Consider the following 22,717-nt stretch of genomic DNA (forward strand, 5'->3'; position numbering starts at 1 on the left):
CCCGTCAGTGCGACAGGTACGTCCCGCCCGCCGCGGTCAGCCGCAGGGCGGTGTCGATCAGCGGGACGTGGCTGAACGCCTGCGGGAAGTTGCCGACCTGGCGGCGGGCCCGCGGGTCCCACTCCTCGGCGAGCAGGCCGACGTCGTTGCGCAGCGCCAGCAGCCGCTCGAACAGGTCCCGCGCCTCGCCGACCCGGCCGATCATCGCCAGGTCGTCGGCCAGCCAGAACGAGCAGGCCAGGAACGCCCCTTCGTGTCCTGACAGTCCGTCGACGTTGTTGCCCTGGTCGTCGTGGGTCGGGTAGCGCAGCACGAAGCCGTCCTCGGTGGACAGCTCCCGCTGGATCGCCTCGATGGTGCCGATCACCCGCTTGTCGTCCGGCGGCAGGAAGCCGACCTGCGGGATCAGCAGCAGCGAGGCGTCCAGCTCCCGCCCGCCGTAGTACTGGGTGAAGGTGTTGCGCTGCTCGTCGTAGCCGCGGGCGCAGACGTCGGCGTGGATCTCGGCGCGCAGCTTGCGCCAGCGCTCGACCAGGCCGTCGGGCGGGTTCTCGCTCTGCTCCAGGAGCTTGATGGTGCGGTCGACGGCGACCCAGGCCATCACCTTGGAGTGCACGAAGTGCCGGCGCGGGCCGCGGACCTCCCAGATGCCCTCGTCCGGGTCGCGCCAGTGGTCCTCCAGGTACTCGATCAGGCGCAGCTGCAGGTTGTGGGCGTGGTCGTGCCGGGCCAGGCCCGACATGGTGGCCAGGTGCAGCGCCTCGACGACCTCGCCGTACACGTCGAGCTGGAGCTGGCCGGCGGCGCCGTTGCCGACCCGGACCGGGCGGGAGTTCTCGTAGCCGGGCAGCCAGTCGAGTTCGGACTCGGTGAGTTCGCGCTCCCCGGCGAGGCCGTACATGATCTGCAGGTTCTCCGGGTCGCCGGCGACCGCGCGCAGCAGCCACTCGCGCCAGGCCCGGGCCTCCTCGCGGTAGCCGGTGCGCAGCAGCGAGGAGAGGGTGATCGCGGCGTCCCGCAGCCAGGTGTAGCGGTAGTCCCAGTTGCGCATCCCGCCGAGGTCCTCGGGCAGCGAGGTGGTGGGCGCGGCGACGATGCCGCCGGTGGGGGCGTGGGTGAGTGCCTTCAGGGTGATCAGCGAGCGGACCACGGGCTCCCGGTAGGGGCCCTGGTAGGCGCACTGGGCGACCCACTCGCGCCAGAACAGCTCGGTGGACTCCAGCGCCGTCTCGGCGTCCGGCGGGGCGGGCGCCGGCTCGTGCGAGGCCTTCCAGGTCAGGCCGAAGGAGATCCGCTGGCCCGCCTCGACGGTGAAGTCGGCGTACGTGGTCAGGTCCCGGCCGTAGGTCTCCGCGGCGCCGTCCAGCCACACCGAGTCCGGCCCGGCGACGGCGACGGTGCGGTGCAGGCCGTCGGGCTCCTCGACGCGGTGCACCCACGGCACCACCCGGCCGTAGCTGAACCGCATGCGCACCGCGGAGCGCATCCGGACCCGCCCGGCCAGGCCCTCCACGATCCGGATCATCTGCGGGACGTCCGGGGTGCCCAGCAGGTGCCGCGGCGGCATGAAGTCGATCACCCGGACGCTGCCGCCCTGGGTGTCCCACTCCTGCTCCAGCACCAGCGAGTCGCCCCGGTAGCGGCGCCGGTCGCAGGGCAGCGCGGGGGCGGCCGCGGTGACCGGCGGGACGCGCAGCTCGCCGCTGTCCAGCACGGTCTGCGGGGGCGGCGGCGGGGCCGGCGGGTCGGCGACCGGCTCGGCGGGGCCGATCCGCCAGAAGCCGTGCTCGTCGGTGCCCAGCAGCCCGGCGAAGACCGCCGGGGAGTCGAACCTGGGCAGGCACAGCCAGTCGACCGCGCCGTCCCGGCTGACCAGGGCGGCGGTCTGCATGTCCCCGATGAGCGCGTAGTCCTCGATGCGACCGGCCATTGTTCTCCAGTTCCAGTGGCCCGCCCGGGTTGCGGCGGGCGGCCGGCCGGGCGGGTTGGGCGAGGATGTCGACGTTTGAGCAGAATACGTGGATTCGCTCCGATAGGTCGCCTCCACCCGCCCCGCGGCGGCGGGGCGTGCGCCGCGCGATTGCGCCGTCCGGGGGCTCGGCGCGCGGGGGTCAACCCGGACGCTGGCGAACAGTGGCCGGGGCACTGATACGCTGGTATCCCGTGGACTGGTGGGAAGGTCCGGCACCGAGCCCCCTCATCGGCGGCTCCTCAGCCCCCTCACCGGCGTCACCCTCCGACACGCGACCCACGGGAGCCCCCTCTTGGCACAGCCCCATTCCGGCAAGTCGGCCAACGGCCGCGCCGTGACGACCAAGCACCTCTTCGTCACCGGGGGTGTCGCCTCTTCGCTCGGCAAGGGCCTCACCGCCTCGAGCCTCGGCGCCCTGCTCAAGGCGCGCGGGCTGCGCGTGACGATGCAGAAGCTCGACCCGTACCTGAACGTGGACCCGGGCACCATGAACCCGTTCCAGCACGGTGAGGTGTTCGTCACGGACGACGGCGCCGAGACCGACCTGGACATCGGCCACTACGAGCGGTTCCTCGACACCAACCTGCACGGCTCGGCGAACGTCACCACCGGCCAGGTGTACTCGACCGTCATCGCCAAGGAGCGCCGCGGCGAGTACCTGGGCGACACCGTCCAGGTCATCCCGCACATCACCAACGAGATCAAGTCCCGGATCCGCCGGATGGCGACCGAGGACGTCGACGTGGTGATCACCGAGGTCGGCGGCACCGTCGGCGACATCGAGTCGCTGCCGTTCCTGGAGGCGGTCCGCCAGGTCCGCCACGAGGTCGGCCGGGACAACGTCTTCTTCGTGCACGTCTCGCTGCTGCCGTACATCGGCCCGTCCGGCGAGCTGAAGACCAAGCCCACCCAGCACTCGGTGGCCGCGCTGCGCAACATCGGCATCCAGCCCGACGCGATCGTGCTGCGCGCCGACCGCGAGGTGCCGCAGGCCATCAAGCGCAAGATCTCGCTGATGTGCGACGTCGACGAGGAGGCCGTGGTCGCCGCGATCGACGCCAAGTCGATCTACGACATCCCCAAGGTGCTGCACGGCGAGGGCCTCGACGCGTACGTGGTGCGCCGCCTCGACCTGCCGTTCCGCGACGTCGACTGGACCAGCTGGGACGACCTGCTGCGCCGCGTCCACGAGCCGCAGCACGAGGTCAAGGTCGCGCTGGTCGGCAAGTACATCGACCTCCCCGACGCCTACCTGTCCGTCACCGAGGCACTGCGGGCCGGCGGCTTCGCCAACAACGCCCGGGTCGAGATCAAGTGGGTGACCTCGGACGACTGCCTGACCCCCGAGGGCGCGCAGGAGCAGCTCGGCGACGTCGACGCGATCTGCATCCCCGGCGGGTTCGGCGACCGCGGTGTGGACGGCAAGGTCGCCGCCATCACCTACGGCCGGGAGAACCGGATCCCGCTGCTCGGCCTGTGCCTGGGCCTGCAGTGCGTGGTCATCGAGGCCGCGCGCAACCTGGCCGGCCTGCCCGAGGCCAACTCCACCGAGTTCGACCCGACCGGCAAGCACCCGGTCGTCTCGACCATGGCCGAGCAGCTCGCCATCGTCGACGGCAAGGGCGACCTGGGCGGCACGATGCGGCTCGGCCTGTACCCGGCGAAGCTCGCCGAGGGGTCGATCGTCCGCGAGGTGTACGGCGGCGAGCAGTACGTCGAGGAGCGCCACCGCCACCGCTACGAGGTCAACAACGCCTACCGCGCCGACCTCGAGAAGACCGGCCTGGTGTTCTCCGGCCTCTCGCCCAAGGGCGACCTGGTCGAGTACGTCGAGTACCCCCGCGACGTCCACCCCTACCTCGTCGCCACCCAGGCCCACCCCGAGCTCAAGTCCCGCCCCACCCGCCCGCACCCCCTCTTCGCGGGCCTGGTCGCCGCAGCCATCGACCGCAAGATCGGCTGACGCCGCCACCCCCCACCTCCCCACGGCAGCCGCCCACCCACGAGCACCCCTCCGGGCCGGGCGGCTCCGCCGTTCCCGGGGGGGATTTCGGGGGAGGGGATTCGGGGGCGGGAGGATTCGGCGAGCCGGGCGAGTCGGGCGAGTCGGGCGAGTCGGGCGAGTCGCGCGAGTCGCGCGAGTCGGGCGAGTCGGGCGAGTCGGGGTTCGGGGCGGAGCGCGGTGCGCGGCGGAGTCGCCTCCGGCGGCGTTCGCTGTGCGGGGTGTCGGCTTGGGGGGTGGGTGGTCGGGTAGATTGTGTCTATCTGACGAGAAGGGGTGTGTCGCGGTGGCCGGGATTCGGGATGTGGCGGAGGAGTGGGACGTTCGGGAGGGGACGACGCCGTTTCGGGGGAAGGTGACGGGGGTTCGGACCGAGGAGGTTCGGATGCCGGACGGGAGTTGGGCGCGGCGGGACTACCAGTTGCATCCGGGGTCGGTGGCGGTGCTGGCGCTGGACGACGAGGGGCGGGTGCTGGTGCTGCGGCAGTACCGGCACCCGGTGCGGCACCGGTTGTGGGAGCTGCCGGCGGGGCTGTTGGACGTGCCGGGGGAGAACCCGTTGCACGCGGCGCAGCGCGAGCTGTTCGAGGAGGCGTACTGCAAGGCCGGGCAGTGGCGGGTGCTGGTGGACTTCTACACCTCGCCGGGCGGGAGTGACGAGGCGTTGCGGCTGTTCCTGGCGACCGGGTTGTCGGAGGCGGACGGGGAGCGGTACGCGGCGCACGGCGAGGAGCTGGAGCTGGAGACCGCGTGGGTGCCGCTGGAGGAGTTGGTCGGCCTCGTGCTGGCGGGCGAGTTGCACAACCCGGTGATCGTGGCGGGGACGCTGGCGTTGAGCGCGGCCCTGGCCCGTGGCGGGGTCGACGGGCTGCGGGCGGTCGACGCGCCGTGGCCGGCTCGCCCGTACTGACCGCCGCGCGGGCCGTTCCTTGATCCACAGGGGTGATTCGCCGGTTGGTAGTACCGGATGGCACCTCGGCTGACGGGTCGGCTCGAACTACGCTTCGCGGACAGGACCCGGTGCGGGTCCGGTCCGCTGAGCGACTGGTCGGGAGTGGCGCGGGTGGCGAGGCAGATCAACACGAAGCCGGCGGCGACGGTGGCGGAGCCGGCCGAGGCGTCGGACGCGCTGCCGGTCGGCGCGCTGCCGTTCGTCGGCCGGTCGGCGGAGTTGGCGGCGCTCGCGGTGGCGGCCGGCCGGCCGGCGGAGGGCCGCGGGCGGCTGCTGGTGCTGGCCGGCCGGCCCGGGTCTGGGCGCACCGCGCTGGCGGTGCGCTGGGCCCGGTCGGTGGCGGGCGACTTCCCGGACGGGTTGCTGTACGCGCGGCTGTCCGCGCCGGACGGGTCGCGGGTGGGTGCCGGGCGGGCCGCCCGGACGCTGCTCGACCAGCTCGGCGAGGAGCGGGCCGGCGCCGTGCTGCCGGGCGGCGCGGAGGAGGACCCGGCGTGCGAGGCGCTGCGGGAGGCGCTGGCGACGCGTCGGGTGCTGGTGCTGCTGGACGACGTTCGCGACGCCGGGCAGGTGTGGCCGCTGCTCGCGGAGAAGACCGAGTCGCTGCTGCTGGCGACCACGGCCGGGCCGCTCACCGGGATCGATGGCATCGACCCGGTGATCCTCGGCGGGATCGACGAGGGTTCCGCCGTCGACCTGCTGGGCGAGCTGGTCGGCGGGACCCGGATCTCGTGTGACCCGGTGGGCGCCGCGGAGCTCGCCGAGGCGTGCGCCGCGCGTCCGGCCGCACTGCGGTTGATGGCCTCCTGGCTGCGGGCCAACCCGCGGGCCGCGGTGACCGAGGCGGCGACCGAGTTGCGGCCCGCGCCGGTGGAGGAGGAGCGGACCCGGCCGAAGAAGCGGGAGCGCTCCCGCGCGGGCAAGGCGGGCGGTGAGCGGCCCGGCCGGGCGGGCGGCGACCCGGGTGCGAAGGCCGGTGGGCGCGCGGCGACGGGGCGGGACACGGCCGCGGCGGGCGGCGACCAGGCGTCGGGTGCGGCGCAGGCCGGGCCGGGCGCGGAGCACGCGCCGGTGCCGGTGGTGGAGGGGGATCCGCTGCGCGGCGCGTTCGAGCTGGTGTACCGGCGGCTGCCGGCGGCGCGGGCGAGGCTGCTGCGGCTGGTCACGCTGGCACCGGGGCAGCTGGTGGACCTGCGCACCGCGTCCGCGCTGATGGGCTGCCCGGCGCCGGACGCCGGGGAGCACCTGGCGGAGCTCGCCGGGCTGGAACTGCTGGAGCGGGAGCCGGCCGCCGCCGACGGCACCGAGCGCTACCGGGTGCCGGCGCGGTTGTACGGGCGGCTGGTGGAGCTGCGCGAGGAGCGCGACCGGCCGGCCGAGGTGGAGCTGGCACGGGCCCGGTTGCTGGAGCGGCTGGTGCGGCTGGTCGACTCGGCGCGCCTGCTGCTCGACCCGGCCGCCGGGCCGAACCCGGATCCGCTGCCGGGCCCGCTGCGGCTGCGCAGCGCCGCGCAGGCCGGCTGGTGGATGCGCGAGGAGCGCGAGGGTCTGCTGGCGGCGGTCCGGGACGCGGTCGGCCAGGGCGATCTGGACGGTTCGGCGGGCCGGCTGGTGACGGCGCTGCTGCGGGCGCTTCCGCTGACCGGGGAGGCCGCGCCGGCGGAGCTGCACGAGCTGCACGAGTCGGTGCTGAAGGTCGCCGAGCGGCAGGGCGCTCCCCGGCGGGCCGCCGCCGCGCTGCTGAACCTGGCGGAGCTGCAGGCCGCCGCGGGCCGGCACGAGATCGCCGCCGAGCGGTTCCGGCGGGCGGTCGAGCTGTCCCGGGGGGCGGGTGACGAGGCCGGGTGCGCCCGCGCGCTGGAGGGTGTGGGCCACTGCCACCGGGCGCTCGGCGACCCGGTGCGCGCCGCCGACGCGTACGGCCGGGCGCTGGCGCTGCGGCAGGGCCTCGACGACCAGCCGGGGCAGGCCCGGCTGCTGGTGCGGCTGGCGGAGGCGCACACCGGGTTGCGGCGCTTCGAGGAGGCGGTGCGCGAGTACCGGGCGGCGGGCGCGGTGCTGCGCCGGCTGGGCGACACGCAGGGTGAGCAGGCGGTCGGCGCACTGTTGGCACGGCTTCAGCGGCACCTGGAGCAGGAAGGCCTCCGACCGCTTTCGGAGTAGTGTCGTAGATGCGGAGTTCGCCCCGCAATGTGGCCCCAGATCGCGTGCAAGCCTACGAACCTGCCAATGGGTCCGGCTGATTTAGTCAGTTTGGAAGGCTGACACGTCGCCTGGGCTTCATTACACTCGAACTCAGTCGCGCATAGTTCTATGCACCGGTGTATCCGTTGTGCCCCCCGCTTGCGCGTCGCCCGCCGGTCTTCTCCGGTAGGGACCCCCATGGCAAGAGGACGTGTTTAGCCGTGAAGGTCGGCATCCCCCGCGAGGTCAAGAACCACGAGTACCGCGTGGCCATCACGCCCGCCGGCGTGCATGAGCTGGTCCGCAACGGACACGAGGTCGTCATCGAGGACAACGCCGGTCTCGGCTCCTCGATCCCCAACGAGGAGTACGTGGCCGCCGGCGCCACCATCCTCCCCACCGCCGACGAGGTGTGGGCCGCCGCCGACCTGCTGCTGAAGGTCAAGGAGCCGATCGCGGAGGAGTACCACCGCCTGCGCAAGGGCCAGACCCTCTTCACCTACCTGCACCTCGCGGCCGACCGGGCCGGCACCGACGCGCTGGTCGCCTCCGGCACCACCGCGATCGCCTACGAGACGGTGCAGCTGTCCAACGGCGCGCTGCCCCTGCTCGCCCCGATGTCCGAGGTCGCGGGCCGGCTGGCCCCGCAGGTCGGCTCGTACCACCTGATGCGTCCGGCCGGCGGCCGCGGCACCCTCCCCGGCGGCGTGCCCGGCACCCACCCGGCGAAGGCGGTCGTCATCGGCGGTGGCGTCTCCGGCTGGCACGCGGCCACCATCGCCATCGGCATGGGCTACGACGTGACCCTGCTGGACCGCGACATCAACAAGCTGCGCGAGGCCGACAAGATCTTCGGCACGAAGATCAAGGCGATCATGTCCAACTCCTTCGAGCTGGAGAAGGCCGTCCTCGAGGCCGACCTGGTGATCGGCGCGGTGCTGATCCCCGGCGCCAAAGCCCCCAAGCTGGTCACCAACGAGCTGGTCTCCCGGATGAAGCCGGGCTCGGTGCTCGTCGACATCGCGATCGACCAGGGCGGCTGCTTCGAGGACTCGCACCCGACCACCCACGCGAACCCGACCTTCGAGGTCCACAACTCGGTGTTCTACTGCGTGGCCAACATGCCGGGCGCCGTCCCCAACACCTCCACCTACGCGCTGACCAACGCCACCCTGCCCTACGTGGTGGAGCTGGCGAACCGCGGGTGGAAGGAGGCGCTGCGCCGCGACGCCGCGCTCGCCAAGGGCCTGAACGTTCACGAGGGCCAGATCACCTTCCCGGCGGTCGCCGAGGCCTTCGGCCTGGAGTCGGTCTCCCTGGAGAGCGTGCTCGCCTGACGTCGCGTCACCCGCTGCTGCCCCCGGCCCGCCTTCCCTTCGGGCCGGGGGCATCGGCATGCCCGCGTGCGGGAATGCCGAGCGACAACGGGATGTCCGGCGACGGTCAATTTCGGTGCGGTTTGTCACCCGCTCTGTCGACAAGGACACCTGACGGTGCTTCAACGCCCCGCAACGCGCTCGGAAACGTTAGGGTCATCCCTTGACACGGGGCGGGTGGAGAGCCGACACCTGACGCCCACTACCGTGGATTGTGTTGCTGCGAATGCCCGCAACGGCCTAGAGTCGCAAACCGTTGGCATGCTGCCACGCTGACGAATCGACATAGAGTCCTGGACGTCCAAGGAGGTAAGACGACTTGTGAATGAGTCGACATTTGCTCCCGGGGGTGGTCAGCCAGGACTGGCGGAGCTCTCCGTCGGGCAGGCGAACGAGGAAGCCCGGCAGGCCACGGTAGGCGCGCAGGAGGTCGGCTCGGTCGCGGTCCGCACCTTCGAGGCGCGTCAGAGCGCGGCGGCCAACGCCACCGACTACGACGCCGACTACGCCTACGGCCTGGCCTACTCCGACCTCGGCTACGGTCCCTACGACGACCCGGACGCCGAGTACGAGCCGGACCCCGAGTACGCCGCCACCCTGGCTCCCGACGCGGCCCGCCAGCGCCGCGAGCGGGTCGGCCCGACCGGCCGCCCGCTGCCGTACTTCCCGATCCCCGCGCCGCTCGCCGAGCACGGCCCCGCGCAGATCATCGCGATGTGCAACCAGAAGGGCGGCGTCGGCAAGACCACCTCCACCATCAACCTGGGCGCGGCGCTCGCCGAGTACGGCCGCCGGGTGCTGCTGGTGGACTTCGACCCGCAGGGCGCGCTCTCGGTCGGCCTCGGCGTCAACCCGATGGAACTCGACGTCACGGTCTACAACCTGCTGATGGAGCGGGGCCTGACGGCCGATGAGGTGCTGCTGAAGACCGCGATCCCCGGCATGGACCTGCTGCCGTCCAACATCGACCTGTCGGCCGCCGAGGTGCAGCTGGTCAGCGAGGTGGCCCGGGAGTCCGCGCTGGCCCGCGCGCTCAAGCCGCTGATGTCGGACTACGACTACGTCATCATCGACTGCCAGCCCTCGCTGGGCCTGCTGACGGTCAATGCCCTGACGGCCGCTCACAGCGTCATCGTGCCGCTGGAGTGCGAGTTCTTCGCGCTGCGCGGCGTCGCGCTGCTCACCGAGACCATCGAGAAGGTCTGCGAGCGGCTCAACCCCGACCTGCGCCTCGACGGCATCCTCGCCACCATGTACGACTCGCGCACCGTGCACTCGCGCGAGGTGCTGGCCAGGGTGGTCGAGGCGTTCGGCGAGCACGTCTTCCACACCGTCATCGGACGGACCGTCAGGTTCCCGGAGACCACCGTCGCCGGTGAGCCGATCACCACGTACGCCACCAACTCGGTCGGCGCCGCCGCCTACCGCCAGCTCGCCAGGGAGGTGCTCGACCGGTGCCGCCCCGCCGAGTGAGTCTCCCGGGGGCCGACGAACTGTTCCGGGCCACCGGAGGCATGGCCCTGTCGCCCTCGCTGGCGCGGAACGGCTCCCAGGAGCCCGCCCGGCCGGCCGAGGGCGGCCGGGAGAACCCCGCCCGGGAGGGCGAGGGAGCGGGGCGCGCCGCCGAGGTGCCGGCGGCCCGGCCGGAGCCCGGAGCCCCGGCCGGTGCGCCGGGCGGCGCGGCTGCGGGGCGCGCGGAGGACCCCGCAGAGGCGCGACGGGCGACCGTGCGGACCCGGGGACGGGCCCCGCGGCGGCCCACCGGGCGGGAGCGGCACGACGAGAAGATCACCGTGTACGTCTCCGCCGAGGAACTGATGGACCTGGAGCACGCGCGGCTGGTGCTGCGCGGCGAACACGGCCTGGCGGTCGACCGCGGCCGGGTGGTGCGCGAGGCGATCGCGGTGGTGCTGGCCGATCTGGAGCAGCGCGGCGAGGCATCGATCCTGGTGAGGCGGCTGCGCGGGCGGTGAGGCCTGCGCGGCGCCGCGCCCGCGGTCTGCCAAGATGAACGGTCATGGTGAAGGTCGGCGACGGTGAAGCTGCGGCGCCCGCGGGGTTCCAGGTCAGGTTGGCGAACTTCGAGGGCCCGTTCGACCTGCTGCTCGCACTGATCGCCAAGCACAAGCTGGACGTCACCGAGGTCGCGCTGTCGAAGGTCACCGACGAGTTCGTGGCGCACATCCGGGCGATGGGCCCGGACTGGGACCTGGACGCGGCGACCGAGTTCCTGGTGGTCGCGGCGACCCTGCTGGACCTGAAGGCCGCCAGGCTGCTGCCGGCCGCGGAGGTCGAGGACGAGGAGGACCTGGCGCTGCTGGAGGCCCGGGACCTGCTCTTCGCCCGGCTGCTGCAGTACCGGGCCTACAAGGAGGCCGCCGGGATCCTCGCCGACCGCTGGGCCGCCGAACTGCTGCTGCGCCCGCGCACCGTCGGGCTCGAGCCGCACCACGCGCAGCTGCTGCCCGAGGTGGTGCTGAGCATCGGCCCGGAGCGCTTCGCGCAGCTCGCCGCGAAGGCGTTCGCCCCCAGGCCCGCGCCGGCCGTGTACGTCGACCACATCCACATGCCGCCGGTCAGCGTGCGCGAGCAGGCCGCGCTGGTGGTGGACCGGCTGACCGCGCTCGGCGAGGCCAGCTTCGGCCGCCTGGTCGCGGACGCCGAGAACACCCTGGTGGTGGTCGCGCGCTTCCTGGCGCTGCTGGAGCTGTACCGGGAGAAGGCGCTGGACTTCGAGCAGCCGGAGGCGCTCGGGGAACTGCTGGTGCGCTGGGTCGCCGAGGCCGACCGGCCGGTCGAGGTGACCGACGAGTTCGACCGCCCGCCGGGCGACAGCAACGAGGAGGGCGGTTCACGATGACCGCGAAGCAGCCCCGCCGTTCCCTCGGCCTGCCCGGCCAGAGCCGGCCCGAGGAGTGGCAGGAGTCCGCGTACCCGGACGGCGAGCAGCGCGTCGAGCCGGTCGAGCGGGTGGTCGCCATGCGGCAGGAGGCACTGCCGGAGCCGCTGCCGGCGCCGGCGCTGCCCGCGCCCGCACCGGCGGAGCCCCCGGTCGAGCGGCCCGCCGAGGGGGTGCCGCTGCGGGCCGCGCTGGAGGCCGTGCTGATGATCGCGGACGAACCGGTCGCCGAGGGGCACCTCGCCAACGTGCTGGAGGCGCGCCGCGACGAGGTGGCGCTGACGCTGCGTCAGCTGGCGGCCGAGTACACCGCGCAGGGGCGCGGTTTCGAGCTGCGCCTGGTGGCCGGCGGATGGCGGTTCTACAGCCGGGCTGCCTGCTCGGAGGCGGTGGACCGGTTCGTTCTGGACGGCCAGCAGGCCCGCCTCACGCAGGCCGCGCTGGAGACGCTGGCGGTGGTCGCCTACCGGCAGCCGGTGTCGCGCGGACGGGTCTCGGCGGTCCGTGGTGTGAACTGTGACGGCGTGATGCGTACCCTGGTACAGCGAGGGCTGGTCGAAGAAGCCGGCACCGAGCCCGAAACCGGAGCGATCCTGTATCGGACGACGAACTACTTCCTGGAACGGATGGGGCTGCGCGGCCTGGACGAGCTGCCGGAGCTCGCGCCCTTCCTGCCCGAGGTCGACGACGTGGAAGCGGAGTCCCTGGAGGGCACGATGATCGCGGAGGCGGTCGCCGCCGCACAGGACGGGCCAAACCAGGCCGACTAGACGGATACGACGTACGGACATTTTTGATGCGTAGCAGTGGCAACGGCAGGAACAGTGGCGGCGGCGGCCGGGGTGGACAGAGCGGGCAGGGTCGCGGCCGCCAGCAGGGCGGGGGCCGGGGCGGCTCGTCCTACGGCGGCAGCGGCGGCGGCCGCGGCGGGCAGTCCTCGCGCGGCGGCTCGGGCGGCGGCTCCTACGGGGGTTCGCGCGGCAGCGGCGGCGGGCGGGACGGCGGGCGCGGTGGCGAGGAGCGCCGCTACCCGGACCGTCCGCTGCGCCCGGAGGAGCGCAAGTACGACCGGCCCGAGTACGGCGGCGGCCCGAACGCCACGCCGTCGCGCGGCGCGTACGGCACCCGCAAGCCCGGAGCGGCCCCCAAGCCGCGCCGGGACGGGCAGGGCGCACCCGGCGACCCGCGGCGCCAGCCGCAGCGCTCCCGGGAGCTGCAGGGCCGCATCGAGGACCGGGTGCTGGCCCGGCACGAGGGCCCCGGCAAGGAGGTCGGCGAGGAGGGCGAGCGCCTGCAGAAGGTGCTGGCCCGGGCCGGCATGGGCAGCCGGCGGGCCTGCGAGGAGCTGATCGAGCAGGGCCGGGTCGAGGTCAACGGCCGACTGGTCACCGAGCAGGGCAAGCGCGTCGACCCGATGAACGACGAGATCAAGGTGGACGGCCTGACCGTCGCCACCCAGTCGTACCTGTTCTTCGCGCTGAACAAGCCGGCCGGCGTGGTCTCCACCATGGAGGACCCGGACGGGCGGCAGTGCCTCGGCGACTACGTCACCAACCGGGAGACCCGGCTGTTCCACGTCGGACGGCTGGACACCGAGACCGAGGGCATCATCCTGCTCACCAACCACGGTGAGCTGGCCCACCGCCTCACCCACCCCAAGTACGGCGTCACCAAGACGTACCTGGCGGCGATCCAGGGCCCGATCCCGCGCGACCTGGGCAAGCAGCTCGCCAAGGGCGTCGAGCTCGAGGACGGCTGGGCGCGTGCCGACAGCTTCAAGGTGATCTCCAACGTCGGCAAGAACTACCTCGTCGAGGTGACCCTGCACGAGGGCCGCAAGCACATCGTGCGGCGGATGCTCGCCGAGGTGGGCTTCCCGGTGGAGAAGCTGGTGCGCACCCACTTCGGACCGATCGCCCTCGGCGACCAGAAGTCCGGCTGGCTGCGCCGCCTGACCAACCCGGAGGTCGGCCAGCTGATGAACGAGGTCGGGCTGTAACAGCCCCGCCGAGGGCCCGTCCGCCGCTCGCCGGCGGGCGGGCCCTCGCACTTTGCCGGGTCTTGACATGTGAGGCTGACCGCACGGCCTTGTCAGCGCGCGGGCCGGTGGCAGAAGATTGCCACCGAAGCGCGCCTCGGCGCGTGGCGGAAGTGCGCCACCCCCGGGACAGGGGACACGGGGCGGCGGGGGAAGGAACCACGATGCTCGACTCATTCGGAGTGCTGGGCCTGGGCCGGCCGGACGGACAGGTGTACGCCGCGCTGGTCGTGGCGCCGCAGTCGACCGCGCTGGAGCTGGCCGAGCACTGCGGCCTGACGCTGGACCAGTGCCGGCAGGCCCTGGACCGGCTCGCGGAGCAGGGCATGGCCACCCGCGCGCCGGTCGACCGCGACCGCTACCTGGCGGTCGCCCCGGACGTCGCCATCGGCACCCTGATCGGCCACCGCGAGGCCGAGCTGCGCAGCGCCCGCGCCGAGATGCACCGGCTGATGGACGCCTTCCGGGAGGCCTCCCGGTACACCGACCCGGCGCACTCGGTGGAGGTGCTCACCGGCGGCGAGGCGATCGCCCAGCGCCTGGAGCACCTGGTGGAGTCCAGCCAGTACCAGATCCGCGGCTTCGACTGCCCGCCGTACGTGCAGGACCCGACCGTGCAGCAGCCCCGGCAGCGGGCCAAGCTCAAGTCCGGGGTACGGATCCGCACCGTCTTCGACAAGGAGGCGATCGCCTGGCCCGGGCGGCTGGAGCAGGAGATCCTCACCGGCGTCGAGGACGGCGAGGAAGCCCGGGTCCGCCCGGTGCTGCCGATGAAGATGATGATGGCCGACGACAAGATGGCGATCATCCCGATCAGCGTCGGCGACAGTGTGCTGGACGCCGCGTACGTCATCCACCCGTCCGCCCTGCTGCAGGCGCTGGACGCGCTGTTCGAGGCCGAGTGGGAACGCGCGGTGCCGCTGCAGACCGTGCTCGGCGACGGCGAGGGCCCCGGGCCGGACTCCGACCACCTGAAGCTGCTCGGGCTGCTCGCCGCCGGCCTCACCGACGAGTCGATCGCCCGCTCGCTGGGCTGGAGCGCCCGCACCACCCAGCGCCGGCTGCAGGGCCTGATGCGCGAACTCGGGGCCACCACCCGGTTCCAGGCCGGGATGGCGGCCCGCGAGCGCGGCTGGCTGTGAGGCCGCGGACGGCCCGTCAGGGGCCGTCCGCGGCCTCCGCCGGGAAACGGGTCAGCTCCACGGCCGCAGCGCGGCCCAGCGCCCGTCGGGGCCCCGCTCCAGCTTCTCCAGCCCGATCACGGCGGTCCGGTTCAGTCGGCCGTAGACGTGCGGGAACAGGACGCCCGGGGCGGTCCCCGGCGGCGGGCTGCCGGACGCCGCCTCCCACTTCACCATCGGCTCGACCAGCTTCTCCTCGATCAGCAGGGCCATCAGCGGGTCCGGCGTCTCGCGGAAGAACAGGTTGGCCACCGCGAGGGCGGTCCGCTCGTCCGGGGAGCAGTGGATGAAGCCGTCGGTGAGCAGGGAGGCGGCGGTGTACGGCCGGCCCGGGTCGCGCAGCCAGTCGTCCAGCGGGGCGAGATGGTAGATCATGCCTCTTTTGTACCGGAGCTGACGGGGCGACGGGCGCGCCCGCCGCCGCTCACAGCCCCGCCACCTTCGCCGTCGCCGCGATCTCGTACACCAGCGTCACGGTGCGCCGGCCGCCCGGCGGCAGCGGCACCGACCAGCGGGCGACGCCCTCGCCGTCCAGTTCGTCCGGCGGCGGCGAGCACTGCTCCTTGCGCAGCCGCACCTCCACCGCCGACACCTCGGACACCGGCACCCGTTCGCGCAGCACCACCACCCGCTCGTCCGTCTCCTCCGGGCCGGAGAACCGCGACAGGTGCAGCCGCACCGTGCGGGTCACCAGGGTGCGCTGCCCGGCCAGGCCCGCGCCCTCCCGGCGCTCCTCCGCCTCCCGCACCACCCGGAAGCCGTCGGTGGAGCCGAACGCGAGGCGCACCGGCGCGCCGGGCGCGGCGAACTCCAGCGCGCCCCGGCCGGTGTAGCCCGAGCCGCGGACCAGGTCCACCGGGCCGGCCAGCAGCGCGTGACCCGACGCGTTGCGGAACGACACCACCTCGGTCACCAGCGGCGACAGCTCCGGCGCCGCCGTGAACTCGCTGCGCGCCGCCGTCTCGAAGCCGCTCACCGGCACCCGGTGCGCCCGCCCGTCCGCAGGCACCGACACCGGGTCCGGGGCCCGCAGCACCCGCACCTCGCCGCCGTCGTCCACCCCCGGCAGGCCCGGCTCCAGCGGACCGGCGTCGCCGATCGCCTGCTCGCGCAGCTCCACCTCGACGGTCTTCTTCTCCTGCGCGGACCGCTCCCGCAGGAACAGCCGGTCCTCCGCCAGCGTGGGCGGCTCGCCGGCCAGCGCCGAGCGGGCCGTGGACAGCGTCAGCCGCACCCCCGACCAGTCCTCGCCGGTGCGCTGCCACACCACCGCCTCGGTCTCCAGCCGCAGCGCCCCGTCGACCAGCTCCGCCCGGTAGGCGGGCCGCCACAGCGCACACGGCGTCAGGTGCCCGACCCTGGCCAGCACCCGCTGCGCCGCCCCGGCCTCGACCGTCAGCTCGACGAACGCGACCAGCTCGGCCGGCTCCTGCTCGGCCAGCGCCAGCTCCTCCTCGGCCTGCGCCAGCTCGGCGGCCAGCTCCACCGCGCGCTGCCGGGCGGCCCGCAACTGCTCGCCGTAGGACTCCCGTTCGGCGTCCACCCGGTCCAGCTCGCGCGACCAGCGGGCCTGCTCCAGCTCGCCGCTGCCCGCGCCCTCGCCGATCTCCCGCAGCAGGTCGGCCGCCAACTGGCCGAGCAGCGCCAGGCGGGCCTGCAGCCGCTCCTGGCGGCGCGACTCGGCGAGGTGCGCGCGCTCCAGCTCGTGCACCCGGCGGCGCAGCGCCGAGTCGTCCGCGGTCGGCGGCAGCGGCGCCGGCGGCTGCCAGGAGCGCACCAGCCGGGCGTCCAGCACCCGGGCGGCCGCGGCGGCCTCGGCCGTCGCGGGGTCGAGCAGTTCGGCGTGCAGGGTGCGGTCCACCGCCAGCGCCGTCACCGGGCCCAGCCGCAGCCGCTGCACGCCCGGCGTCAGCTCCAGCTCGGCGGTGCGCTCAAGTTGCGCCCGGTCCTCCAGACAGGTCACCGCGGTGACCGGCAGAGCGATCGTCTCGTCGTCCACGTTCAGCTCCTCCGGTTTCCGCCGACCACGGCCCTGCCGGCCGGGATACGGATCACATAGCCGCCTTCCAGCTCCGCCGAACCCCCGGCGGGCACCTCGACGCGGCGGATCCGGGCCGACGGCGGGACGGCCGCCGACGGCTCGTCAGGAGGCGACCAGCCCGGGCGCTCCTCGATCCGCACCTCCCCCTCGCCGCTCACCGGCACCCGCTCGCGGACCTCCACCAGCGCCGGATGCGGCAGCCGGTTCACCAGCTCGATCCGCACCCGGTGGTCCAGCACCGTCGTCGAGTTCAACACCCCCGAGGTGGACTCCCGGACCTCCGAGTGCCGGGCCACCCGCACCCCGTCCGCCCGGCCCAGACCGACCTGCCGGGAGCCGCCCGGCGCCAGCGTCGGCAGCGCCGCCGTCAGCAGGAAGTCGCCGTCCACCGACACCTCCACCGGCCCGGCCAGCAGCGCCTGCCCGGTGCCGTTCGCCAGCCGCAGCGTCGCGTACACCGCCTCCTCCACCGACGGCACGCACACGTAGCCGGTCTCCACGCCCACCGGCAGCTCCGCCACCGTGACGGTGTGCCAGACCCCGTCGGACGGGATGTCGGCCGGCGCCGCCGCGTCGTAGCGGTGGTCGAACGAGCCCGCGGACTCCCGCGGCCGCACCGCGTGGCCCGGCAGCGGCAGGCGGCCCACCGCCTCCGCGCGGCGCAGCGCGTCCGCCGCCTGCGGCGCCGGCTGCGGGAACAGCCGGCCGCGGCGGACGTCGTCCTCGTCCGGGCCTGCCAGCGTCAGCTGCGCGTAGTCCAACTGATCCGCGGACGGGCGCGGGCCCGCCGGGGCGGACGGCTCCGGCTCCGGCTCCGCGAGGGCGGAGTAGTCGGCCGCGAAGCCCTGACGGGCCGCCCCGGCGCCGCCGTAGCCGCCCGGGGCGGGCATCGCGGCCATCGGGGCCGGCGGCGGCACCGGCATCGGCACCGGGCCGCCCGCCATCGGCTGCGCCTGCGGGGCGAACCCCGGCGCGGCCGGGGCGCCCGGCGGCGCCGAACGGCGGGCCCGTTTCGCCGACTCCTTCGCCATCGGCTCGCCGAACCCCGACGCCGACGGCGCGGCCGCGCCGACCGCGATCGGCGCCGACTGCGGCAGCGGCTTCGACGGCTGGGCGTCCGACCAGCCCGCGAACAACTCGCCCAGGCCGGCCGGCTGCGCCCGCCACCCCGACGGCGCGGGCGCGTCCTGGCGGCGGCCGATCCGCAGCGAACGCAGCCGCGGCAGGCCGGTCGGCCGGGCCAGGTCCGCCGTCGACAGCGCCAGGCGCACCCCCAGCCAGTCCTCGCCGGTGCGCTGCGCCACCGACGCCCGCAGCACCAGCCGCGCCGACGGCTCGCCCTGGCGGTGCGTCAGCTGGTACGTCGGCACCCACACCGCGCCGGGCACCGCGTACTCCACCTCCAGCTCCACCGGGCCCTCGCCGCGCACCGTCAGTACCGCCTGCGCGCCGGTGGCCAGCGCACCCGGCTGCTCGGCCGTCGACCCCTGCCGGGCCCTGGTGTACGCCACCTCCCAGGCGTGCTCCGCCAGCCGCAACTCCTGTGCCAGCTCCACCGCCCGCTCGTGCAGCACCGCCAGCCGGGCGTCCACGAACTCGGCCAGCGCCAGCACCGACTCGGCCGGGGCCCTGCGGTGCGGCTCGTCGCGGCGGCGCTGCGGCGGCACCGCGCGCAACGCCGCGACCTCGGCGATCCGGGCGTCCAGCCGGTCGATGCGCTCCGACAGCGCGTCGCGGCGCTCGCCGAGCTCTTCCAACTCGCGCTCCCAGGACGGGAGTTCGTCTTCCTCCCGGACCCGCGAGAGGTGCTCCACGCGGGCCTCGGCGACCCGTGCGGCGCCCGCCAGCACCCTGACCCGCAGCGAGCCCTCCGCCGCGACCCGCGGCAGCCCCGCCACCCGCACCCGGCCGTCCGCCGGCAGCACCCCCGAGGCGCGGCGACGGCACACCGCGCCCACCGCGTGCACCACCACCGACTCCAGCCTCGACTCCCACACCGCCTGCTCTGCCACCCTGCCCCCTCGCATCCCAGCGCCCGAACCCCGGACCCGGGCGCCCAGTCTGCACCCAACCCCCGTCACGGGACCCGGATTTCCCCTGCGCGTCGGCGGATCGGAGGGAGGGTTTGACGAGGGGGGATGGCAGAAGTGGCGGGGCGTCGGCGGATCGGGGGGAGGGTTTGGTGGGGGAGCGCAGAAGCGGAGGGGCGTCGGCCGATCGGAGGGAGGGTTTGACGAGGGGGGATGGCAGAGATGGTGGGGTGCCGGCGGATCGGGGGGAGGGTTTGGTGGGGGGATGGCAGAGGCAGTGGGGCGTCGGCGGAGCAGCGGGACGGTTTGGTGCGGGGGAGCGGGTGGCGTCGGCGTGGGAGGTGGTGGCGGGTGCGGTGGGGGGTGCGGGTGCGAGAGGATGAGGCCGGACCGGCGGCGTTTGGATCGTCGGGCAGGGATCGCACCCGGGAGACGAGTACCCGCCATGCGTACAGCCGCCGTCATCGGCACCGGACTGATCGGCACCTCCGCCGCGCTCGCGCTCACCGGTCGCGGTCTGAGCGTGTACCTGGAGGACGCCGACCAGGACGCGGCGCGCACGGCCGCCTCGCTCGGGGCGGGGACCACGGAGCCGCCCGAGGGGCCGGTCGACCTGGCGGTGATCGCGGTGCCGCCCGCGCTGGTGGGCAAGGTGCTGGCCGACTGCCAGCGCCGCGGCCTCGCCCGGTGGTACACCGACGTCGCCAGCGTGAAGGCCGGGCCGCGGGCCGAGATCACCGCGCTCGGCCTGGACACCGTCCACTACATCGGCTCGCACCCGATGGCGGGCCGGGAGCGCTCCGGTCCGCTGGCCGCCCGCGCCGACCTGTTCGAGGGCCGGCCGTGGGTGCTCACCCCGACCGCGGACACCGACACCGAGACGCTGAACGCCGCACTGGAACTCGTCGCGCTGTGCGGGGCGATGCCGATCGTGATGGACGCCGCCGACCACGACCGGGCCGTCGCGCTGGTCTCGCACGCGCCGCAACTGCTCTCCTCGCTGGTCGCCGCGCGGCTGGAGCACGCCGACGAGACCGCGGTGCGGCTGTCCGGGCAGGGCGTGCGCGACGTCACCCGGATCGCGGCCTCCAACCCCGCGATGTGGATCGACATCCTCTCCGCCAACGCGGGCGTGGTCGCCGACGTCCTGGACGACCTGGCCGCGGACCTCGCGGACACCGTCACCGCGCTGCGGGCGCTGCAGGCCGCCGACGAGGGCGAGCGCCGTTCCGGGGCGGCCGGCATCGAGGCCGTGATGCGCCGCGGCAACACCGGCCAGTCCCGCATCCCCGGCAAGCACGGCGCCCCGCCGACCCGGTACGAGACCGTCGCGGTCGTCCTCGGCGACCAGCCCGGCGAACTCGGCCGGCTGTTCGGCGAGGTCGGTGCGCTCGGCGTCAACATCGAGGACGTCAGCATCGAGCACTCGACCGGCCAGCAGGTCGGCCACGTCCAGATAGCGGTGGCCCCCGGCGCCGTGAAGCCGCTCACGGCGGGCCTGCGCGAGCGCGGTTGGAGCGTACGGGACTAGCTGTTGCCGTCCATTAACCTTGAGGGGAGTCCGTGTGCCCCGAGAGAGAGGTTTCGTCCCGTGGAGAGTGTCGACCGAGCGTCGAGCAGCCCGGTCGTCGTCGCGATCGACGGACCTTCGGGCTCCGGGAAGTCCACCGTGTCGCGGGCGGTCGCCGCGCGGCTTGGGCTGAGCTTCCTGGACACCGGCGCCATGTACCGGGCGATGACCTGGTGGATGCTCGCCAACGACGTGGACGTGGACGACCCGGAGGCGGTGGCGATCGCCTGCGCCAAGCCGGTGATCGTCTCGGGCACGGACGCCGCTGGGCCGACCATAACGGTGGACGGGCAGGACGTCTCCGGCCCGATCCGCGGGCCCGAGGTGACCGCCAAGGTCAGCGCGGTGTCCGCGGTCCCGGCGGTGCGGGCACGGCTGGTGGAGCTGCAGCGCGGCTGCGCCTCGCACGTCGAGCGCGGCATCGTCGCGGAGGGCCGCGACATGGGGACCGTGGTGTTCCCGGACGCCACCGTGAAGGTCTTCCTGACCGCCTCCGAGCACGCCCGCGCCGCGCGGCGCGCGGCCGAGCTGCGAGCCAAGGGCGTGGACGAGGCGACCATCACCGCGATGGCCGCCGACCTGGCCCGCCGGGACGCCGCGGACTCCTCCCGGGAGACCGCCCCGCTGACCCGGGCCGCCGACGCCGAGCTGGTCGACACCAGCGAACTCACCCTCGACCAGGTGATCGACACGATCACCGCCCTGGTCGAGCATCGGGCCGGCCTCACCGCCGCCTGACCCCCGCACCATCCGACCGCGCGAGATCCGCGCGGTCCGCGCTGCCCCCGGGCAGGTACGCACGGCACGCCCCTGGGAAGGGCCGGGCCGGGAAACGGAACACGCAGTATGAGCAACGACACGACGACCCACCACGGCGCGCTCGGCGACGACGAGTACGCCGAGTTCATGGCACTGGCCGCCGAGGAGGGCTTCGACGCCGACGAGGTGGACTCCGACCTGGAAGGGCACGGCCCGCTGCCGGTGCTGGCCATCGTCGGCCGCCCGAACGTCGGCAAGTCCACCCTGGTCAACCGGATCATCGGCCGCCGCGAGGCGGTCGTCGAGGACCGCCCGGGCGTGACCCGCGACCGGGTCAGCTACGAGGCGATGTGGGCCGGCCGCCGCTTCAAGGTGCTGGACACCGGCGGCTGGGAGATCGACGTCCTCGGCCTCGACGCGATGGTCGCCGGCCAGGCCGAACTCGGCATCGAGCAGTCCGACGCGGTGCTGTTCGTGGTGGACGCCAAGGTCGGCGCCACCGACACCGACGACGCGCTGGTCAAGCTGATCCGCCGCTCCGGCAAGCCCGTGGTGCTGTGCGCCAACAAGGTCGACGGCCCGTCCACCGAGGCGGAGGCCGCGTACCTGTGGTCGCTGGGCCTCGGCGAGCCGTACCCCGTCTCGGCGCTGCACGGCCGCGGCTCCGGCGACCTGCTGGACGCCGTGCTGAAGGTCCTGCCGGAGGCCCCGCCGCAGCTGTTCGGCGACGGGCAGGGCATCGGCGGACCGCGCCGCGTCGCGCTGATCGGCCGCCCGAACGTCGGCAAGTCCAGCCTGCTGAACAAGGTCGCCGGCGAGGACCGGGTGGTGGTCAACGAGCTGGCCGGCACCACCCGCGACCCGGTCGACGAGCTGATCGAACTCGGCGGCAAGACCTGGAAGTTCATCGACACCGCCGGTATCCGCCGCCGGGTCCACCTGACCGCCGGCGCGGACTTCTACGCCTCGCTGCGCACCTCCTCGGCGCTGGACAAGGCAGAGGTGGCGGTGGTCCTGATCGACGCCAGCGAGACGCTCGCCGAGCAGGACACCCGGATCATCTCGATGGCCGTCGAGGCCGGGCGCGCCGTGGTCATCGCGTACAACAAGTGGGACCAGCTGGACGAGGAGCGCCGGTACTACCTGGAGCGCGAGATCGAGCGCGACCTGGTCCAGGTGCAGTGGGCGCCGCGGGTGAACGTCTCCGCGAAGACCGGCCGGCACATGGAGAAGCTGGTCCCGGCGATCGAGACCGCGCTGGCCGGCTGGGAGACCCGGATCCCGACCGCCCGGCTGAACGCCTTCCTCGGCGAGCTGGTCGCCTCGCACCCGCACCCGATCCGCGGCGGCAAGCAGCCGCGCATCCTGTTCGGCACCCAGGCGGGCGTCCGTCCGCCGCGGTTCGTGCTGTTCGCCTCCGGCTTCCTGGAGGCCGGCTACCGGCGGTTCGTCGAGCGCCGGCTGCGCGAGGAGTTCGGCTTCGAGGGCACCCCGATCTCGATCTCGGTCCGGGTCCGCGAGAAGCGCAAGAAGAAGTAACGCAGGGACGTAGCGAAGGCTGTGGGCCGCGGTCTCCCCGTCGGGGGAGGCCGCGGCCCACAGCCGTTCTCGTGGGGGGTCAGCCCTCCCTACGTTGTTGGTTGGGATGAGCGAGCCACTCGTAAGGTTGGCTCACCCAGGGGTGTCGGGTGTGGCTCTCAGCCCTCTGCCGTC

General features: G+C 74.1%; 17 protein-coding genes. 13 read left to right on the forward strand and 4 right to left on the reverse strand.

Going from position 1 to position 22,717, the window contains the following annotated elements:
- Window positions 1–4 precede the first annotated feature (4 nt).
- Window positions 5–2,188, reverse strand: a complete 2,184-nt coding sequence (locus AB0K51_RS29665) for a glycoside hydrolase family 15 protein (RefSeq protein WP_363460424.1) — start codon at window positions 2,186–2,188, stop codon at window positions 5–7.
- A gap of 76 nt (window positions 2,189–2,264) precedes the next feature.
- On the opposite strand from AB0K51_RS29665, the gene AB0K51_RS29670 reads away from it, so the two are divergent.
- The 10 genes from AB0K51_RS29670 to AB0K51_RS29715 all read left to right on the forward strand — a co-directional run bounded on the left by AB0K51_RS29670 (window position 2,265) and on the right by AB0K51_RS29715 (window position 14,565).
- Window positions 2,265–3,935 carry a CTP synthase gene (locus AB0K51_RS29670; protein WP_363460426.1) on the forward strand — a complete coding sequence of 557 codons (1,671 nt, stop codon included), beginning with the start codon at window positions 2,265–2,267 and terminating at the stop codon, window positions 3,933–3,935.
- Between the two features lie 325 nt (window positions 3,936–4,260).
- A complete protein-coding gene (locus AB0K51_RS29675) occupies window positions 4,261–4,884 on the forward strand; it encodes an NUDIX hydrolase (RefSeq protein WP_363460428.1) in 624 nt (207 codons plus the stop codon).
- Between the two features lie 153 nt (window positions 4,885–5,037).
- The gene (locus AB0K51_RS29680) at window positions 5,038–7,089 is read left to right on the forward strand and encodes a tetratricopeptide repeat protein (protein ID WP_363460430.1); all 2,052 of its coding nucleotides are present in this window, start codon (window positions 5,038–5,040) and stop codon (window positions 7,087–7,089) included.
- A gap of 242 nt (window positions 7,090–7,331) precedes the next feature.
- On the forward strand, window positions 7,332–8,447 hold the full coding sequence (gene ald, locus AB0K51_RS29685; protein WP_363460432.1) for an alanine dehydrogenase: 1,116 nt from the start codon (window positions 7,332–7,334) through the stop codon (window positions 8,445–8,447).
- A gap of 402 nt (window positions 8,448–8,849) precedes the next feature.
- Window positions 8,850–9,959, forward strand: coding sequence for a ParA family protein (locus AB0K51_RS29690; RefSeq protein ID WP_363460456.1), 1,110 nt, complete (start codon window positions 8,850–8,852; stop codon window positions 9,957–9,959).
- A gap of 41 nt (window positions 9,960–10,000) precedes the next feature.
- Window positions 10,001–10,459 carry a hypothetical protein gene (locus AB0K51_RS29695; protein ID WP_363460434.1) on the forward strand — a complete coding sequence of 153 codons (459 nt, stop codon included), beginning with the start codon at window positions 10,001–10,003 and terminating at the stop codon, window positions 10,457–10,459.
- Window positions 10,460–10,503: 44 nt separating this feature from the next.
- The gene (locus tag AB0K51_RS29700; RefSeq protein ID WP_363460436.1) at window positions 10,504–11,346 is read left to right on the forward strand and encodes a segregation/condensation protein A; all 843 of its coding nucleotides are present in this window, start codon (window positions 10,504–10,506) and stop codon (window positions 11,344–11,346) included.
- On the forward strand, window positions 11,343–12,155 hold the full coding sequence (gene scpB / locus AB0K51_RS29705; protein ID WP_363460438.1) for an SMC-Scp complex subunit ScpB: 813 nt from the start codon (window positions 11,343–11,345) through the stop codon (window positions 12,153–12,155). The genes AB0K51_RS29700 and scpB overlap by 4 nt, the downstream gene beginning before the upstream one ends.
- 26 nt (window positions 12,156–12,181) lie before the next feature.
- Entirely contained in the window at window positions 12,182–13,384 is a 1,203-nt protein-coding gene (locus AB0K51_RS29710; RefSeq protein ID WP_363460440.1) for a pseudouridine synthase, read from the forward strand.
- A gap of 203 nt (window positions 13,385–13,587) precedes the next feature.
- The gene (locus AB0K51_RS29715; protein WP_363460442.1) at window positions 13,588–14,565 is read left to right on the forward strand and encodes a helix-turn-helix domain-containing protein; all 978 of its coding nucleotides are present in this window, start codon (window positions 13,588–13,590) and stop codon (window positions 14,563–14,565) included.
- Window positions 14,566–14,616: 51 nt separating this feature from the next.
- Here AB0K51_RS29715 and AB0K51_RS29720 read toward each other — a convergent pair whose 3' ends face one another.
- The 3 genes from AB0K51_RS29720 to AB0K51_RS29730 are packed head-to-tail and all read right to left on the reverse strand — an operon-like array spanning window position 14,617 to window position 18,657.
- Entirely contained in the window at window positions 14,617–14,979 is a 363-nt protein-coding gene (locus tag AB0K51_RS29720) for a DUF952 domain-containing protein (protein WP_363460444.1), read from the reverse strand.
- A gap of 49 nt (window positions 14,980–15,028) precedes the next feature.
- Window positions 15,029–16,609, reverse strand: a complete 1,581-nt coding sequence (locus AB0K51_RS29725; RefSeq protein WP_363460458.1) for a DUF4139 domain-containing protein — start codon at window positions 16,607–16,609, stop codon at window positions 15,029–15,031.
- A complete protein-coding gene (locus tag AB0K51_RS29730; protein ID WP_363460446.1) occupies window positions 16,606–18,657 on the reverse strand; it encodes a DUF4139 domain-containing protein in 2,052 nt (683 codons plus the stop codon). Before AB0K51_RS29730 ends, AB0K51_RS29725 begins: the two co-directional genes overlap by 4 nt.
- A gap of 463 nt (window positions 18,658–19,120) precedes the next feature.
- Here AB0K51_RS29730 and AB0K51_RS29735 point away from each other — a divergent pair, with 463 nt between their 5' ends.
- From AB0K51_RS29735 to der, 3 genes are all read left to right on the forward strand, one after another.
- Entirely contained in the window at window positions 19,121–20,206 is a 1,086-nt protein-coding gene (locus tag AB0K51_RS29735) for a prephenate dehydrogenase (RefSeq protein ID WP_363460448.1), read from the forward strand.
- A 60-nt stretch (window positions 20,207–20,266) separates the two neighbouring features.
- Window positions 20,267–20,983, forward strand: coding sequence for a (d)CMP kinase (gene cmk, locus AB0K51_RS29740; RefSeq protein WP_363460450.1), 717 nt, complete (start codon window positions 20,267–20,269; stop codon window positions 20,981–20,983).
- A 108-nt stretch (window positions 20,984–21,091) separates the two neighbouring features.
- Complete coding sequence (gene der / locus AB0K51_RS29745; protein ID WP_363460452.1) at window positions 21,092–22,543, forward strand: ribosome biogenesis GTPase Der; 1,452 nt, start codon at window positions 21,092–21,094, stop codon at window positions 22,541–22,543.
- Window positions 22,544–22,717 lie beyond the last annotated feature (174 nt).

Source organism: Kitasatospora sp. NPDC049285, assembly GCF_040678815.1.
Taxonomy (GTDB): domain Bacteria; phylum Actinomycetota; class Actinomycetes; order Streptomycetales; family Streptomycetaceae; genus Kitasatospora.

Bases quoted from the DNA above. Each gene is read 5' to 3' on its own strand.
- AB0K51_RS29695 (WP_363460434.1), top strand. From the start codon at position 10,001: ATGGCCCTGTCGCCCTCGCTGGCGCGGAACGGCTCCCAGGAGCCCGCC.
- AB0K51_RS29700 (WP_363460436.1), top strand. From the start codon at position 10,504: ATGGTGAAGGTCGGCGACGGTGAAGCTGCGGCGCCCGCGGGGTTCCAG.
- scpB (WP_363460438.1), top strand. From the start codon at position 11,343: ATGACCGCGAAGCAGCCCCGCCGTTCCCTCGGCCTGCCCGGCCAGAGC.
- AB0K51_RS29710 (WP_363460440.1), top strand. From the start codon at position 12,182: ATGCGTAGCAGTGGCAACGGCAGGAACAGTGGCGGCGGCGGCCGGGGT.
- AB0K51_RS29715 (WP_363460442.1), top strand. From the start codon at position 13,588: ATGCTCGACTCATTCGGAGTGCTGGGCCTGGGCCGGCCGGACGGACAG.
- AB0K51_RS29720 (WP_363460444.1), bottom strand. From the start codon at position 14,979: ATGATCTACCATCTCGCCCCGCTGGACGACTGGCTGCGCGACCCGGGC.
- AB0K51_RS29735 (WP_363460448.1), top strand. From the start codon at position 19,121: ATGCGTACAGCCGCCGTCATCGGCACCGGACTGATCGGCACCTCCGCC.
- der (WP_363460452.1), top strand. From the start codon at position 21,092: ATGAGCAACGACACGACGACCCACCACGGCGCGCTCGGCGACGACGAG.